The sequence below is a fragment of the Sinorhizobium americanum genome, from assembly GCF_001651855.1.
GTDB lineage: Bacteria > Pseudomonadota > Alphaproteobacteria > Rhizobiales > Rhizobiaceae > Sinorhizobium > Sinorhizobium americanum.
In genome coordinates this window covers 45,009-58,958 of record NZ_LNQC01000072.1, presented here as the reverse complement: position 1 = coordinate 58,958, position 13,950 = coordinate 45,009, and the positions used below count along the sequence as shown (strand labels likewise).

At 61.2% G+C, this 13,950-nt stretch carries 11 protein-coding genes; 6 read left to right on the top strand and 5 right to left on the bottom strand.

Annotated elements, in window-relative coordinates:
* Nucleotides 1-288 precede the first annotated feature (288 nt).
* Nucleotides 289-1,224, top strand: coding sequence for a LysR family transcriptional regulator (locus tag ATC00_RS21935; protein WP_064254428.1), 936 nt, complete (start codon nucleotides 289-291; stop codon nucleotides 1,222-1,224).
* A 161-nt stretch (nucleotides 1,225-1,385) separates the two neighbouring features.
* Here ATC00_RS21935 and ATC00_RS21930 read toward each other — a convergent pair whose 3' ends face one another.
* From ATC00_RS21930 to ATC00_RS21920, 3 genes are all read right to left on the bottom strand, one after another.
* Complete coding sequence (locus ATC00_RS21930; protein ID WP_064254427.1) at nucleotides 1,386-2,351, bottom strand: MBL fold metallo-hydrolase; 966 nt, start codon at nucleotides 2,349-2,351, stop codon at nucleotides 1,386-1,388.
* A gap of 424 nt (nucleotides 2,352-2,775) precedes the next feature.
* Nucleotides 2,776-4,509: an adenylate/guanylate cyclase domain-containing protein gene (locus ATC00_RS21925; RefSeq protein WP_064254426.1), complete on the bottom strand. Its 1,734-nt coding sequence runs from the start codon at nucleotides 4,507-4,509 to the stop codon at nucleotides 2,776-2,778.
* A 353-nt stretch (nucleotides 4,510-4,862) separates the two neighbouring features.
* Nucleotides 4,863-5,765, bottom strand: a complete 903-nt coding sequence (locus tag ATC00_RS21920) for a LysR family transcriptional regulator (protein WP_064254425.1) — start codon at nucleotides 5,763-5,765, stop codon at nucleotides 4,863-4,865.
* A gap of 177 nt (nucleotides 5,766-5,942) precedes the next feature.
* Between ATC00_RS21920 and ATC00_RS21915 the strand changes: the two genes are divergently transcribed.
* Entirely contained in the window at nucleotides 5,943-6,866 is a 924-nt protein-coding gene (locus tag ATC00_RS21915; protein WP_234782396.1) for an alpha/beta hydrolase, read from the top strand.
* Nucleotides 6,867-7,179: 313 nt separating this feature from the next.
* Here the strand turns inward: ATC00_RS21915 and ATC00_RS21910 are convergent, their stop codons facing one another.
* Nucleotides 7,180-7,605, bottom strand: a complete 426-nt coding sequence (locus ATC00_RS21910; protein ID WP_064254424.1) for a DUF3592 domain-containing protein — start codon at nucleotides 7,603-7,605, stop codon at nucleotides 7,180-7,182.
* A 421-nt stretch (nucleotides 7,606-8,026) separates the two neighbouring features.
* Complete coding sequence (locus ATC00_RS21905) at nucleotides 8,027-8,965, bottom strand: sugar-binding transcriptional regulator (RefSeq protein WP_064254423.1); 939 nt, start codon at nucleotides 8,963-8,965, stop codon at nucleotides 8,027-8,029.
* A 335-nt stretch (nucleotides 8,966-9,300) separates the two neighbouring features.
* On the opposite strand from ATC00_RS21905, the gene ATC00_RS21900 reads away from it, so the two are divergent.
* The 4 genes from ATC00_RS21900 (at nucleotide 9,301) to ATC00_RS21885 (ending at nucleotide 13,950) form a co-directional block, all read left to right on the top strand.
* On the top strand, nucleotides 9,301-10,929 hold the full coding sequence (locus ATC00_RS21900) for an ABC transporter substrate-binding protein (RefSeq protein ID WP_064254422.1): 1,629 nt from the start codon (nucleotides 9,301-9,303) through the stop codon (nucleotides 10,927-10,929).
* 89 nt (nucleotides 10,930-11,018) lie between these two features.
* Complete coding sequence (locus tag ATC00_RS21895) at nucleotides 11,019-12,032, top strand: ABC transporter ATP-binding protein (protein WP_064254421.1); 1,014 nt, start codon at nucleotides 11,019-11,021, stop codon at nucleotides 12,030-12,032.
* Nucleotides 12,029-13,027, top strand: coding sequence for an ABC transporter ATP-binding protein (locus tag ATC00_RS21890; RefSeq protein ID WP_064254420.1), 999 nt, complete (start codon nucleotides 12,029-12,031; stop codon nucleotides 13,025-13,027). The genes ATC00_RS21895 and ATC00_RS21890 overlap by 4 nt, the downstream gene beginning before the upstream one ends.
* The gene (locus ATC00_RS21885; RefSeq protein ID WP_064254419.1) at nucleotides 13,024-13,950 is read left to right on the top strand and encodes an ABC transporter permease; all 927 of its coding nucleotides are present in this window, start codon (nucleotides 13,024-13,026) and stop codon (nucleotides 13,948-13,950) included. Before ATC00_RS21890 ends, ATC00_RS21885 begins: the two co-directional genes overlap by 4 nt.

Here is a 13,950-nt window from a genome sequence, read left to right as displayed (position 1 = left end):
GGTCGTGGCTACCCGCGGAGAGTCCGCTTTTCAAGCATTACTCCCCGATTACATCTAGTGAGGAATGTCGCAGAAGGGTCGGAATTGGACCCAGATGTCTCCGACGGACCGGGGCTCGGCGCGCCGAAGAATTTGTAGGCTGGGATCGCGCCAGCACCTTCTGGGACCGGTCCCGTTCAGATTTGCCTTTCTGAATTGTGACAATCGAGAAACAGAGAAATTGAATTGGCTTGATTATCCGGCGAAATCGGTCTTCATTGTCCCGAATTCGGGGTAAATGGGTGGTCCATGCTGCGTGACTTCAGCGACACGGTGGCGTTCGTAAAGGTCGTGCAGGAGGGCAGCTTCACCGGTGCCGCGCGGGCGTTGCGAACGCCGAAGACGCGGATCAGCCGCAAGGTTCAGGAATTGGAGGCGCGGTTAGGGGCCCAGCTTCTCCACAGGACAACGCGCAGCCTGAAGCTCACCGAAGCTGGCACGATCTACTTCCAGCATTGCGAGAGCTTGCTCAAAGATATCGAGGATGCCGAAAGCGCTGTGGCCGAGTTGCAGCAACATCCCAAGGGCTGGCTCAGGATCACATCGCCATACTGGTTGTCGACGCACATTCTAGCGCCGGTGCTCAGCGAATTCAGAAGGTTCTACCCGGATGTCTATCCGCAGTTGCTTCTGGCCCATGAGGTGCTGGATGTCGTTGCCAAGGATATCGATATCGCGCTGCGTCTGTGGGATGGACCCTTGCCCGATTCTTCGCTCAGTGCCCGCCGGCTTGGCGATCTGCCAATGGGCATATATGCGGCTCCCGCTTATCTTGAAAGGCATGGAAGCCCTGCGAACCCGGCAGAACTCGTCAATCATGCTTGCCTGTTGACACAGTTCTATTTCGACAAGCCAGTCCACGCCTGGCCTCTCACGCGCGAGGGGTGGCGCAACGAGTTTTCGGTACGCCCCGTTGCGGTCGCCGGCGATCCTGAAGGCTTGCACGGCTTTCTACTGGCCGGCGAAGGTCTCCAAATGACCAGTCATCTCCGTGTCAGGGCGGACGTCGCCGCAGGACGTCTCGTCCGCGTGCTCCCCGAATGGTCCGGACCGACCCCCACGCTTTACGCGCTGAGAGCCGGCGGACGCATCCAGCCGCCAAAGGTCAGGGCGTTCCTCGACTTTCTGGTGGCGAGGCTGAACCTAGCTGAGATCCGCGACGAGAATGCCGCTGCTTCGCACTGATCGGCTCTGCGGCAGGGGCACCGTGAGGAGGCTTCTTGTTCCGGGTGGTCGCAATCAGTTGGTTGGTCCCACGGGGCCTATTGAAGCCTGGACTGATCGAAATCGGTGCCGCCCAGACATGAAACCGGCGCAACGGGTTCCGCTCCGTTGCGCCGCATTTTTCAAGAGGCATAGTTGACGGGAACCCATTCGTAATTCGTCGCATCGCGGCGAACATGGCCGATGCCCGGAAAGGCAATGTGAGCGCCGGCCACGAGGTATTTGCCGTCGGTCGCATGCGCGAAGGCCGCCTCCCTGGCACGAATGGCCTCGGACTGATCTGTATCGAACTGGATCGCCACGTCCGGCTCGTCGAACTGAAGCACGTTTCCATGGGTAATGTCGCCCCAGAAAACGATCTTTGCGCCTGCGCTTTCCACGACGATCGAGCTGTGCCCCGGCGTGTGTCCGGCCCGCAGGATCGAGCCGATGCCCGGCAAGATTCCGGCATTATCGGCGAAAGTCCGAACCCTGCCAGCTTCGGCATAGGGGCCCAGGCTTTCGTGCGCCTCGACGAAATAGCTGAGCGGCACATTGTCCGGTCGGCTCCCCACAGGCGTTTCCATCCAGAAATCATGTTCACGCTTGTTGACGTGAACGGTCGCGTTGGCGAACACCGGCTTGCCTTTGATCGTCAGCCCGCCGGAATGGTCGGTATGGATATGCGTCAGGATGACATCGTCAATCTGGTCCGCTTTGTAGCCGGCCGCCTCGAGATTGGCGACGAGCTCGCCGAGCGCGCCATCGAGATAGGCGCCCGTGCCGGCGTCGATCAGCACCAGCCTGTCCCCCGTATTGACGAGGAAGGCGTTGACCGACGTATCTGTCGGCGTGCCCATGAACGCCGCGGCCAGCGCTCTCCGCGCATCTTCGGCGTCGGTGTTTGTGTAAAGCTCCGGAAGAGGCAACGGAATAGTACCATCCGAAAGCGCCGTCAGTTCGAAGTTCCCAAGCTTCATCCTGTAAAAGCCGGGAGCCTGGAAAGGTTGAAAGGGTGCCTTAGCGAGGGCCGGGGTGAACCCGCCCGAAACGGTTCCCGCTGCGACAAGCGCCGCTGCGCTCTTGATGAGGCCTCTACGGGTGAGCATGGCAGTTCTCCGATGTTTGACGTTTCGTCCACCGTTTCCATGTTGATGGCCAACTGGTGTGAGTAGAAAGCTAATCGGGATCGGATGATCGCAGTAGGTGACGAAAATGGGCTGCATTGTCTCGAAATTGGATACAATACAAGTCAGTCTATTGCGTGAGGGGAGACGGGTTTGCGGTCCCGAGTGCGATTAGCACACCACTGCACCGCCAGTTGTTCCAAGGACGAAGCTTGCCAAGAAAGGTGAACATCCGCTTCGCGCCCCATGCACGGACATACCGGCCGTATCGGCGAGCGGCAGCTTTGGGTCGATACCTCGCTCTCGCCGCCGAGACAGAGGACAAGAGCGGCCCGTCGCGTTTGGCCGGCCGGGGGGACGGTCTGGTCGGCCTGATCAGCTTCGCGGCACGTACCGCGAGTAGTGCTCACTCCGGGAGGCCTGCGAGTCGAAGACCTTCGACGTATCGGGCAAGGAGCGCCTTGTCACGATAGGGTGCGCGGGAGCTGTATCGCTCGATTGAGAATTCCGGATTTAGCTTCAGAAGTTCGCTCGCAGCGCGACGCGCGTCCTCAAGGCGCCCAAGTTGAGCATACGTCGCGGCCAGCAAGCGATAGGCTGATCCAAGGTCGGTCATCCTCTCCAGGAGCGACAATGCCTCCAGATAGTTGGCGGACAGGTACTTGCTGGCTGCAATGTTCCAGAGATACCAGTCCGGTCGACTGGGATTGAGGCGCAAAGCGAGTTCTCCGATCCTGATTGCATCCTCGAGACGGCCGAGATAGCCCAGAGCATCGCAATATTCGGCGAGGAGGTCACAGTTGTTAGGTGCCAGCTCGCGGCCGCGCTCGTAGCAGCCGATTGCTCTTTCCGCCTCCCCACGCCAGAGGAATACGACCCCCAGAGCCCAGTGAACGTCGGCGTCGAACGGATCGAGCTCCAGGGCTTTGCTTGCAAAGGCAAATGCACTGTCCAGGGTGGCGACCATGTCGACGCGCTCGTTCCATTTCAATTTCCGTATCTGGAGCCACGCGAGACCCAGGTATCCGCGCGCGTAGCCCGGATCATCGTCGACCGCGGCCTCGAACATCTCCTTCGCAACCTTTACGTCAGCCGGATTCAGGCTTTTTTCGAGGTGTCTGCCCCGCAGGTAGAAATCGTATGCCCTCAAGGCGGTCAGCGGCTTTTTCAAAACGCGCCGGCGCTCGGCTTCCTCGATCTTTATGTTCAGCGCGGCCGGAATGGACCGAGAAAGCTCGTCCTGGATGTGGAACACATCGACGAGCTCGAAATCATACTTCTCCGCCCAGACACGCTCGCGCAGGGCATTCGTCAGACTGGCATTGACCCTGACACGATCGCCGAGCCGTCTCACGCTGCCATCGAGCGTGTATGGAGCAGCCGGGAGGCGCAGTTCTGAGCTCGGCAAACGAACGACCACGCTCAATCCGGAGAAACGCGACAACGCGGCAGCTATGTCCTCCGTAATTCCCGCGGCGAAGTACTCCTGGTCTGGATCGCCGCTGAGGTTCACGAACTTCGATACATAGAGAAGCGTTCTGTTCGACGCGAGCGCGGGGTCACCCTGTACTTCGACCGACGGCGGTGCCATGAGGGACATCGGCGCGCGACCGCGTGGCTCGTCCTCATCGATGATGACATTGAAGATGCGCAGCGAACGCTCGATGTTCTTCAATGTCTGCTCTCCGGCATCCTCGAAGCAGACGGCGAGGCGGTTGCCGACAGTATCGCGCACCGATGCCGAGACCGCAACGCCGCCCGGCTTGGCGACGCTCTCGATGCGCGACACCACGTTCACTCCGTCACCGTAGACGTCGCCGTCCTCGAACAGGATGTCACCGATATTTATGCCGATGCGAAATTCTATTTGCCGATCACGGCGGACATCCGCGTTCCTCGTCCGCATCTCACGCTGAATTCCGACCGCGCAAAGGACCGCATCTTCGACGGTGCGAAATTCCACCAGCATGCCATCGCCCATGAGCTTGATGATGCGGCCGTGATGGAGAGCGACCTTAGCATCCAGAAGCTCTTGTCGGTGCCTCATGAGAGCCGCCAGGGTGCCCTTCTCGTCAACCCCCATCAGTCGGCTGTAGCCGACTATGTCCGAGGCCATGATGACGGAGAGTTTCTGTTCCATCGACGCTTCTCGCTGCCACAACCAATTAGATAGCACATCGGCACCACCGAGGCATCGAGCTTGGTTGGCCACAAACGGGAATGTGGTCAAACGAATGGGCGAGCATCAGCTTCGAGTCTTCGAATTACCTGCGGTTTTACCGACGGATATCCGGAAGGCCCAGAGAATTGGCTTCCGACCCTCGTCACCTGACGGACATGCCAGGCGGCTTTAGGGGGCCGACCCCTGACGTTTCCAAAGGGTCGTAAGAGATCAAAATCCGGCCGTTCACCGCTCCCGCGGCCAAAGGCGGCGCCGAGAATTCACCTTCACCACGTGGGCGGGTCGATCTTTCCGGTTCACTGAGCCAACCTTTACCATCTGGCGTAGAAGTCTAGGAATGCTCTCAGCTTCGGTAGCGTCCGCGCCTGACTAGGGAAGTAGATGAAGAAGCCCGGCATTATCGGCATGAAGTCTTCCACGCACGGCTCCAGCAACCCCTGCCTTACAAGCGGCTCGACATTGTCGGCCACGTTATAGGCCAAGCCGACACCTGAAACGGCTGCAGACAGACTTGGTCCTGACCCGTTGACGATCAACGGCCCCTTTACGGCGATCTCGAACTCCCGCACTTTGCCGCCAGCGTCGAACTGCTCCTTGAATGCCCAGCGGTAAATCCCGCCGCTAGCCAGCCGGAAATTTATGCAGGCGTGCTCCGCCAGTTCCTCGGGGCGCTGGGGCTTTCCGCGCTTTGTAAAGTAGGCGGGTGAGCCGACCACGGTCATCGCAGAGGGGTGGGTCAAGCGTACGGCCACCATGTCCTGCGCTATGGTCTCGCCTATACGGATGCCCGCATCATAACCTTCAGCCACGATGTCGACGAAGCGGTCATCTATGGTCAACTCCAGTTCAATGTCCGGATAGGTGGAGGCGAAGCCAGGCAATATTGGTTCCAGAACCGGTTGTGCCACCGTCGGGAGATTCAGGCGCAGCAGCCCTGCGGGTCGAGCACCGAGCGCTTGCGCTGCGTCATAACCTGCGGCGATCTGCGCGACACCCGCTTGAGCATGGTCGAGCAGCAGCGTCCCTGCCTCGGTCAAGCCTACCGAACGGGTCGTACGAGTGAGGAGGGGTGCGCCGACACGCCCCTCCAACTGCTTGATGGTCCAGCTTATAGCTGCAGGCGTGACGCCCAATTCCAGGGCCGCCGCCGTGAAGCTCCGCTTCTCCGCCACTTTCGTGAAGGCCAGGATTCCCTCAAGCAAGTCTGCCCGCATTATCAAATCCACTTTACAAGCTAGTCAAGAAATCTACGGATTATCAAATAGCACATCGGGGCGCATCTTTCCTCATCATTTAGAGAGGAGACACGGATGACCGCTTCATCTATCACCCGCCGCGCCTTCGGTCTGTCGGTTGGAGCGGCCACCCTATTCTCCCACGTAGGAGTAGGCATGTCTCAGACCCTGAGTGCGCAGCGCGGAAAAATTAAACCATTGACCGTCAGCTTTCCGAGCGGCGACAGCTATGTAGTGGCCCATCTCTATCTGCCTGAGGGCCATGATCCTGCCAAACGGTATCCGGCTGTGGCCGTCGGCGGGTCCTTTACCTCCGTCAAAGAGCAGATGGGCGGTATCTACGCGGGCGAAATGGCTCGTCGTGGTGTGATGGCAATGGCCGTCGACTACCGGAACTACGGCCAGAGCGGCGGCGCTAAGCGTCAGTACGAGGACCCCGCCTCCAAGGCCGAAGACTTGTCAGCGGCGCTGCGCTATCTTGCGAGCCGCTCAGATGTGTCCGGAACAGGTCTTCTCGGAGTATGCACCTCTGGCGGCACCGTCCTGTACACGGCAGCCGAGGACGCCAACGTCGGTGCCGTCGCGACCGTGGCGGGCTTCTTCTCCGAGCCAGAAATGGTAACGGTGATCAAGAAGGGACCAGAGGTCGTCGAACGCCTGAGGGCCGACGGCCGTCTCGCACGGCAGATTTACGATGAGACCGGCGAGATCAAGACTATCCGAGCTTACCACAATACCGATCAGACGGCGGCGAGCGTCAGCCCGAGCCAGTATTATCTGGATCAGACACGTGGTGGCGGCGTTCCATCCTGGCGTAACGAGTTCGCGGTCATGGCTTGGGAGCCATGGATCGATTTCGATCCTGTATCCCGGGCTCCGCGAGTCACTGCGCCTACGCTCGTGATCCACTCTGACGGTTCGGCTTTCCCAGACCAAGCCCGTAAGGTGTACGGGCTGCTGGCTGGTCCCAAGGAGTTGCATTGGGCCGAAGGCGCTCACTTCGACTTCTATGATCAGGGCGACGCGGTGCGCGACGCCGCCGACCGCGTTGCTGCGCATTTCCGTGTCACGCTCGGTTAGCCTCATTCTGGCTTTCGCGCGTCTGCAGGATTACGGGGCTAGCTGCAGTAAGTGGCAGCTTAGGGCCGACACCAGAATTTCCGGTGCGTATCCCCGAGCGACCGCAACGGGTCGGCTCTTCACATTCGTCGACGTCGCAGTTGGGTGAAACGCCGTCATCCTTGATCGGTTCACATCCTAATATAAGGTCGCTGCTTGAGCCTTTCTTTACTCCCATTCGTGGGTGTTCGCCGTCGCGCGCGAACGGAGTTTTCTCTCCAAGTCGGCGGTTGCGCCCCGGGGACTTGACGACGGTGCCTAGCGGCGGCCGCACTCAGCTGCCCATCACCACCGAGAGGAAGACAGAACCCGCGGCGGTCATCAGGGTAACCACGTAGAGCAAGGTGCGACCCAGGGGTCCACCGGCAACGTGGGCGCGGCGTGGGTTCTGAGGGTCATAGCGTATGTTAATGCTTGCCCCCGGGGGGCCGGAGTGGGGAAGTTCCGAGTCGAATTCGTGCGTACGCCCTGTCTGATCCGTGAAGCGGATGATCGCGGTGTCATAGTCCTCCCCCCTGGACACCCGGACGATCTGTCCCTCGGTCGATGTCCCGGTGCGGCGAAGCAGCGCGTCACGTCGCAGTTTCCAGGCGATATCCAAAGCAAGCCACACTCCGACCGCCAGGAGAAGCAGGCGGACCAAGCGAAGGTCCTCGGCAAACCACGCATAAAGCGTGCTGAATGCCGCGTTCAGATCCATGCCCGCAGCACCCGCATATGATCACCACGGCATTTGCCCCGCCGCCCGGCCGCTTTGTGGCCCCGAACGTGCATGATTACCTCCCACCCCTCCCTGCAGGAACTATTGCGCTACCCCGACGTTCAAACACGAAAACACGGGGATTGCCCGTTGAGATTGGCCTCAAATGCTGATCGCGCGCAACACACGATTTGCACAAATGTGAGCCAGACGCCGAGGCGCTACGTCCGACGGGGGCGTGCATTATTGCCGGTGGCCGGATCGCATGGCGACTTCCTATGCGCCAAGCCTGCGCCGGCCGACGAGATCGCCTGCGAGGACGACGATGATCCGGAGGAGCTTGCACCTTCAATAGTGGCGACGAGAACGCCTCGCCCAGCGAGTTGCCCGCTAAGGCAAGTATGCGGCACCCACTTCGTCGCTAACGCTCTTGCAGCATGACTTTCGCACTGTCTGTGTCGGTGATGACGGTCGTCGCTAGTTTCGCCCTTACCAGCGCCAGAAGAATGCCATGCTTGTGCGCGCCGCCCGAGGCGACAATGCGGCATGGAATCCTGCGATAGTCCGCAAGTTCCGGTGAAAGCACTTGGCTGTTGAGGGGGTGGTCGATGGGATTGCCCTCGGCATCGAGATAGCGGCCCAACAGATCGCCGACAGCGCCGCCGGCGATCAGATCGCCAACTTCTGTTCCTTGCGGCAGACCGTAGCGCACCTGCAGCGATTGCTGCGACACATCGCCGGCGCTGAGGTAGGAAACGTCGACATCGCAGGTCTGGCTGAAAATCTTGCTGAACACCGACTGGGCGATGATCGCGTCGCGCGATTGCGGGCTTTCCGCATAGATTGGCGCCACGAAATAGTGGCACTGCGCATTCAGGACTTCGGCAAAGCCCCGGACGATCTCGAAGGTATTGATCTCCGACCCACGCGTCAGCCCCCCCATCATCGAGCGCACGTCCATCTGCGGCTCATTTGAAGGGCTAAGGTGCTGCACCGTTTCGCGCAGCGTTGCGCCCCATCCGACCCCGATCGAAGCGGGTTTTCGAGATTGGATTAGGCGATCCAGATACGTGGCCGCCCCGCGTCCAATTACTGCATGCAGCAAGCGCAGATCGGCCGGGGTGGGCACGACGAGAGCATCATCCAAGCCGAAACAGTCGCGTAAACGCGATTCGAGTTCGACATTCTCGACCAAGGCTGAACGGAAGCCGATTCGAACGACGCCCTGATCAAGCGCCGCTGCGAGAAGCTCATTCACGCGGCGGCGCGTGAGATTCATGCGTTCGGCGATTTCGCCCTGCGTTAGTCCTTCGACGTGGTAGAGCCAAGCGGCCCTCGTCATCAGTTCCAGTTGCCCCATGCGCTCAGTGTTCCTCATGCTGTGAGTTACATACGTCACATCGATGTAACAAATGTAAACTATCTCGCTCTGATCGACATCGGATCAGGCGCCTTTCTTCATGACGGCAAACTCGAGAATATCCGATTGCAACTTACCCATGAGCGGCTTGCCGGCCGCGGCCATGTCTCCGCGCGAACGCCCGCGCTTAGCAAGACTATGTGCAACTTCGCTGTCGATTCCGTGTCACCGAAGTTTCACCCAAACATCAGGAAAACTACGTGCCGCCGAAGCTAAAAGCGAGGTTGAACGGCTCCGGTGGCAGTCGCTCGTTCCATTGAAAAAGAGGGTTTCCCATGCTTTCTATTAATCGGCGCGGCGCGCTCGGTCTCATTGGCGCAACTGCGGGCAGCATGATCCTCCCGCGGCTCGCTTTCAGCCAGGGCAAGCGACCCTCCGTGACGATTGCGGTGCAGAAGATCACCATCAACAATACGCTCGACATCTGGAACGAGACGTCGAATGTCGGCGAGCGGATCTTCTTCCCGAACCTCTGGGAGGGTCTGATACTGCGCGACTGGATGGGCAACCAGGGTCCCGTTCCAGGCCTCGCCACGGAATGGAAGCGCATTGACGAGAAGACGCTCGAACTGAAGCTGCGTCAGGGCGTGAAATTCCACAATGGCGACGAACTCACCGCCGACGACGTCGTGTTCAGCTTCTCGGCCCAGCGCGTCTTTGGCGACACGCAGCCGGCGGGCGGCAAGACGATTTTCGAGGACGAGCACAAGCCGGCGAATGCCAAGGAGCTGCCGGCAATCGTCCCGGGCACCGGCCGCCGCCTGTGGCCGGCGCTCGCCGGTGTCGAGGCCGTCGACAAATATACCGTCCGCTTCCACAATGCGACGCCGGACGTCACCATCGAGGGCCGCCTTTACGCCTTCGGCAGCCAGATCGCCAATCGCCGTGCCTGGGATGAGGCCAAGACCTATATCGATTGGGCGCGAAAGCCGATCACCACCGGTCCCTACATGGTCGGCGAACACAAGCCCGATGTCTCTTTGACGCTTGTCGCTTTCGACGAATATTGGGGCGGCCGTCCGCCGCTCGAAGAAATTCGCTTCGTCGAGGTTCCCGAAGTTTCCTCGCGCGTGAATGGACTGCTTTCCGGCGAGTACGACTTCGCCTGCGACCTGCCCCCGGATCAGATCGCCACCGTCAAGGGCGCGGCCGGTTACGAGGTGCAGGGTTCCACCATCCACAATCACCGCATCTCGGTCTTCAACGTCCAGAACCCGATCCTTCAGGATCCGCTAGTCCGTCGCGCCATGACCCATTCGATCGACCGGCAGGCGATCGTTGAGGCACTCTGGGCGGGCCAGACGTCCGTTCCGGCCGGTCTTCAATTCCCCTTCTACGGCGACATGTTCATCGAGGGCTGGGCGGTTCCGGAATATGATCCGCAGCTCGCCAAAGATCTTTTGAAGCAGGCGAACTACAAGGGCGATGCGATCCCCTTCCGTCTTCTCAACAACTACTACACCAACCAGACCGCCAACGGTCAGATCATGGTCGAGATGTGGCGGCAGGTCGGACTGAACGTCGAGATCGAAATGAAGGAGAACTGGGGACAGATCCATGATCCGTCGGGCCTGAAGGGCGTGCGCGACTGGTCGGCCGGCGCCGCGTTCGGCGACCCGGTCTCCTCGATCGTGGCAGGCTTCGGCCCGAACGGCGAGGTCCAGCAGAAGAAGGATTGGACGAATGCCGAGGTCAACCAGATGGCCCAGATCCTCGAAACCAGCACCGATCACGCCAAGCGCAAGAAGGCTTTCGCCCGCATGCTCGAGATCTGCGAGCGCGAAGACCCGGTCTACCAGGTGCTGCACCAGAACGCGGTATTCACCGGTGTTAAGTCCTCGTTGAAGTGGAGGGCGGCGCCCGCCTTCGCAATGGACTTCAGGGCCTCCAACTGGGCCGGTTGAGACAGTCGCGTTCCGATAGCCTCGGTTGCCGGAACCTTTCTGCTGACACCGGAGCGGTAACGACGCGGCCGAACCAAGCGGGGGTGAAAATGAGCTCAGCCAATCCCAATCTGGTGCAGTTGCGGGATCTTAATGTCACCTTCGATGGTGTTGAGGTTCTGCATGGCATCGATCTCGACGTCGCCAAGGGAGAGGCGCTTGGGCTTGTCGGCGAGTCCGGTTGCGGCAAGTCGGTGACCTGGCTCGCGGCGCTCGGGCTGCTGCCGGGCAAGGCGGCGGTGACGGGTTCCGTGCGGGTCGACGGCCGCGAACTATGCGGCGCCCGGCGTTCCGCCCTGGAAGAGATCCGCGGCGGACGGATCGCAATGATTTTCCAGGACCCGTCGAGCTCGCTGAACCCGGTTCTCAGCGTCGGCCGGCAGATCATCGAGGCGCTTCGCATCCACCGCGGCCTTCGCGGCGAGGCCGCGCGAGCCGAGGCCTTGCGGCTCATGGACGTGGTCGGCATCCCGGCTCCGTCGCGGCGCTTCGATCTCTATCCGCACGAGTTCTCCGGTGGGCAGTGTCAACGCCTGATGATCGCGATGGCGCTTGCGGGGGAGCCGGACCTGCTGGTCGCGGACGAACCGACGACGGCGCTCGATGCGACCATCCAGGCGCAGATCCTCGATCTCTTGAACACGCTTCGGGCGGAGACCGGGATGGCGCTCGTCTTCATCAGCCATGATCTCGGGGCGGTCTCGCAGGTTTGCGAGCGCGTCTGCGTCATGTATGCCGGCCGGATCGTCGAGGAGGGGACCGTGGCGCAACTCTTCTCCGAGGCACGGCATCCCTATACGCGCGGGCTATTCGACGCCATTCCGCGGATCGACGGGTCGCGTGAGCGGCTCCTTGCGATTCCCGGAACGGTACCGAATCCGAAACATCTGCCCGAGGGCTGTTCCTTTTCCCCTCGCTGTCCGCGCGCGGTCGACGCCTGCGGGCGCGTGCGTCCGCCTCTGATGACGCAAGATGACGGTCGCCGGCTCGCCTGCACGCGTCCAGTTTCAGCGGCTGCGCGTGGCGAAGCCAAGAGAAGAATTCCCCAAGGGGTGATGCAGTGAATCCGCTGATCGAAGCGGACGATCTCGTCCGGATCTATGAAACCCGGCGCGGTCTCTTCGGCGGAGCGAGCCCCGTTCGCGCTGTCGACGGCGTTTCGCTCGCGGTCATGCCGGGCGAGACGCTCGGGATTGTCGGTGAATCCGGGTCAGGCAAGTCGACATTGGGGCGGATGCTTTTGGGCATCGATCCGGCGCGAGCGGGCGAAGTCCGTTTTTCGGGCAGCCCGATGCCGAAATCCGGCACGGCGGAATGGCGGGCGCTGCGTGCGAAAATGCAGCTCGTCTACCAGGACCCTCTCGCGGCACTCGACCGGCGCTTGACGATCGCCACACAGATCGGCGAGCCGCTGGAGATCCACCGGCTCGTTCAAAAGGAGCACCGCGCTGCCCGCGTCGCGGAGCTGATGGCGGCCGTTGGCCTTCGCCCCGATCAGGCAGGGCGTTTCCCACATGAGCTTTCCGGCGGCCAGCGGCAGCGGGCGGTCATCGCCCGCGCTCTTGCTTCGCGGCCGAAGCTGCTTGTCTGCGATGAACCCGTCTCCGCCCTCGACGTCTCGATCCAGGCGCAGGTCGTCAATGTGCTGCGCGACCTGCAGGAGCAGAACGGCATCGCCATGGTCTTCATCAGCCATGACCTGAAGGTCGTGCGCAACATAGCCGACCGCGTCGCGGTGATGTATCTCGGCCGGATCGTCGAGGAGGCCTCGTCCGATGTGATCTTCCAGTCCCCCCAGCATCCTTATACCAGTGCCCTGATCTCGAGCGTGCCGGTCCCCGGCAAGCCGCCCGAAGGTCGGATGATCCTGCAGGGTGAGCCGCCCAATCCGGCCGATCGTCCCTCTGGCTGCGCCTTCCATCCGCGCTGTCCGCTCGCGCGCGACATCTGCCGCACGAGCGTGCCGGCGCTTCGCCAGATTGGCAGCGGACGGACGGCAGCCTGTCACGTCGTCGCGGGCGAGACAGCGTCGGTCGAGAGGTTGAGGAAACGGGCATGATCCGCTTCGTTCTCGTGCGGCTGCTTCGAGCCGTGATCACGATTCTGGCCGTTGTGACCTTCGCCTTCATCGTGCTGCGCATGTCCGGCGACCCGGCACAGGTGATGCTCGGTCCGGACGTTCCACAGGACGCGCTCGATGCCTTCCGCAGGACCTGGGGCCTGGATCAGCCACTCTGGATACAATACCTCGCCTATATTAAGTCGATCTTTACCGGCGATTTCGGCGTCTCCATGCGTGACAAGGCGTCGGCGCTTCATCTGGTCTTGGAGCGGGTGCCGGCGACGCTGCAGTTGACTGTGCCGGCGCTGATCCTCAAGCTGCTGATCGGCATTCCGGCCGGCGTCTATGCGGCGCTTCACCGACAGAGCTTCGCCGATCGCGGCGTGATCATGCTGGCGATCGTGGGCTTCACTATCCCCTCCTTCGTCATGGGTCTGGTGCTCGTGCTGGTCTTTTCGGTTCTTCTCGGTGTCTTGCCGTCCGGGGGCCAGGATACATGGGTGCACGGCATCTTGCCTACGATCACGATGAGCATCGGCGGCATCGGCATTCTCGCGCGCTTCTCGCGCAGTGCAATGATCGAGGTGATGGGGCAACCCTATATCCGGACCGCTGCGGCCAAAGGACTGAAATGGCGCGACGTGATCTGGAGTCATGCGTTCCCCAATGCCGCGGTTCCGATCGTCACGATCGTCGGCTTCATGGTCGGCTCGCTGATCGCCGGCGCCGTCGTCGTGGAATCGATCTTTTCCTGGCCGGGCATCGGGCGCTTGCTGGTGGTCTCGGTGAGCAATCGCGATCTCGCCGTCGTGCAGTGCATTCTGCTGATCATCGCTGCGGCGATGGTCGTGTCCAACCTTGTCGTCGACCTGCTCTATGGCTGGCTCGATCCTCGCCTGCGTTTGCATACGGATCATTGA

Coding starts and splice junctions, on each gene's coding strand:
- ATC00_RS21935 (WP_064254428.1), top strand. CDS start 289: ATGCTGCGTGACTTCAGCGACACGGTGGCGTTCGTAAAGGTCGTGCAG.
- ATC00_RS21930 (WP_064254427.1), bottom strand. CDS start 2,351: ATGCTCACCCGTAGAGGCCTCATCAAGAGCGCAGCGGCGCTTGTCGCA.
- ATC00_RS21925 (WP_064254426.1), bottom strand. CDS start 4,509: ATGGAACAGAAACTCTCCGTCATCATGGCCTCGGACATAGTCGGCTAC.
- ATC00_RS21920 (WP_064254425.1), bottom strand. CDS start 5,765: ATGCGGGCAGACTTGCTTGAGGGAATCCTGGCCTTCACGAAAGTGGCG.
- ATC00_RS21915 (WP_234782396.1), top strand. CDS start 5,943: ATGTCTCAGACCCTGAGTGCGCAGCGCGGAAAAATTAAACCATTGACC.
- ATC00_RS21910 (WP_064254424.1), bottom strand. CDS start 7,605: ATGGATCTGAACGCGGCATTCAGCACGCTTTATGCGTGGTTTGCCGAG.
- ATC00_RS21905 (WP_064254423.1), bottom strand. CDS start 8,965: ATGGGGCAACTGGAACTGATGACGAGGGCCGCTTGGCTCTACCACGTC.
- ATC00_RS21900 (WP_064254422.1), top strand. CDS start 9,301: ATGCTTTCTATTAATCGGCGCGGCGCGCTCGGTCTCATTGGCGCAACT.
- ATC00_RS21895 (WP_064254421.1), top strand. CDS start 11,019: ATGAGCTCAGCCAATCCCAATCTGGTGCAGTTGCGGGATCTTAATGTC.
- ATC00_RS21885 (WP_064254419.1), top strand. CDS start 13,024: ATGATCCGCTTCGTTCTCGTGCGGCTGCTTCGAGCCGTGATCACGATT.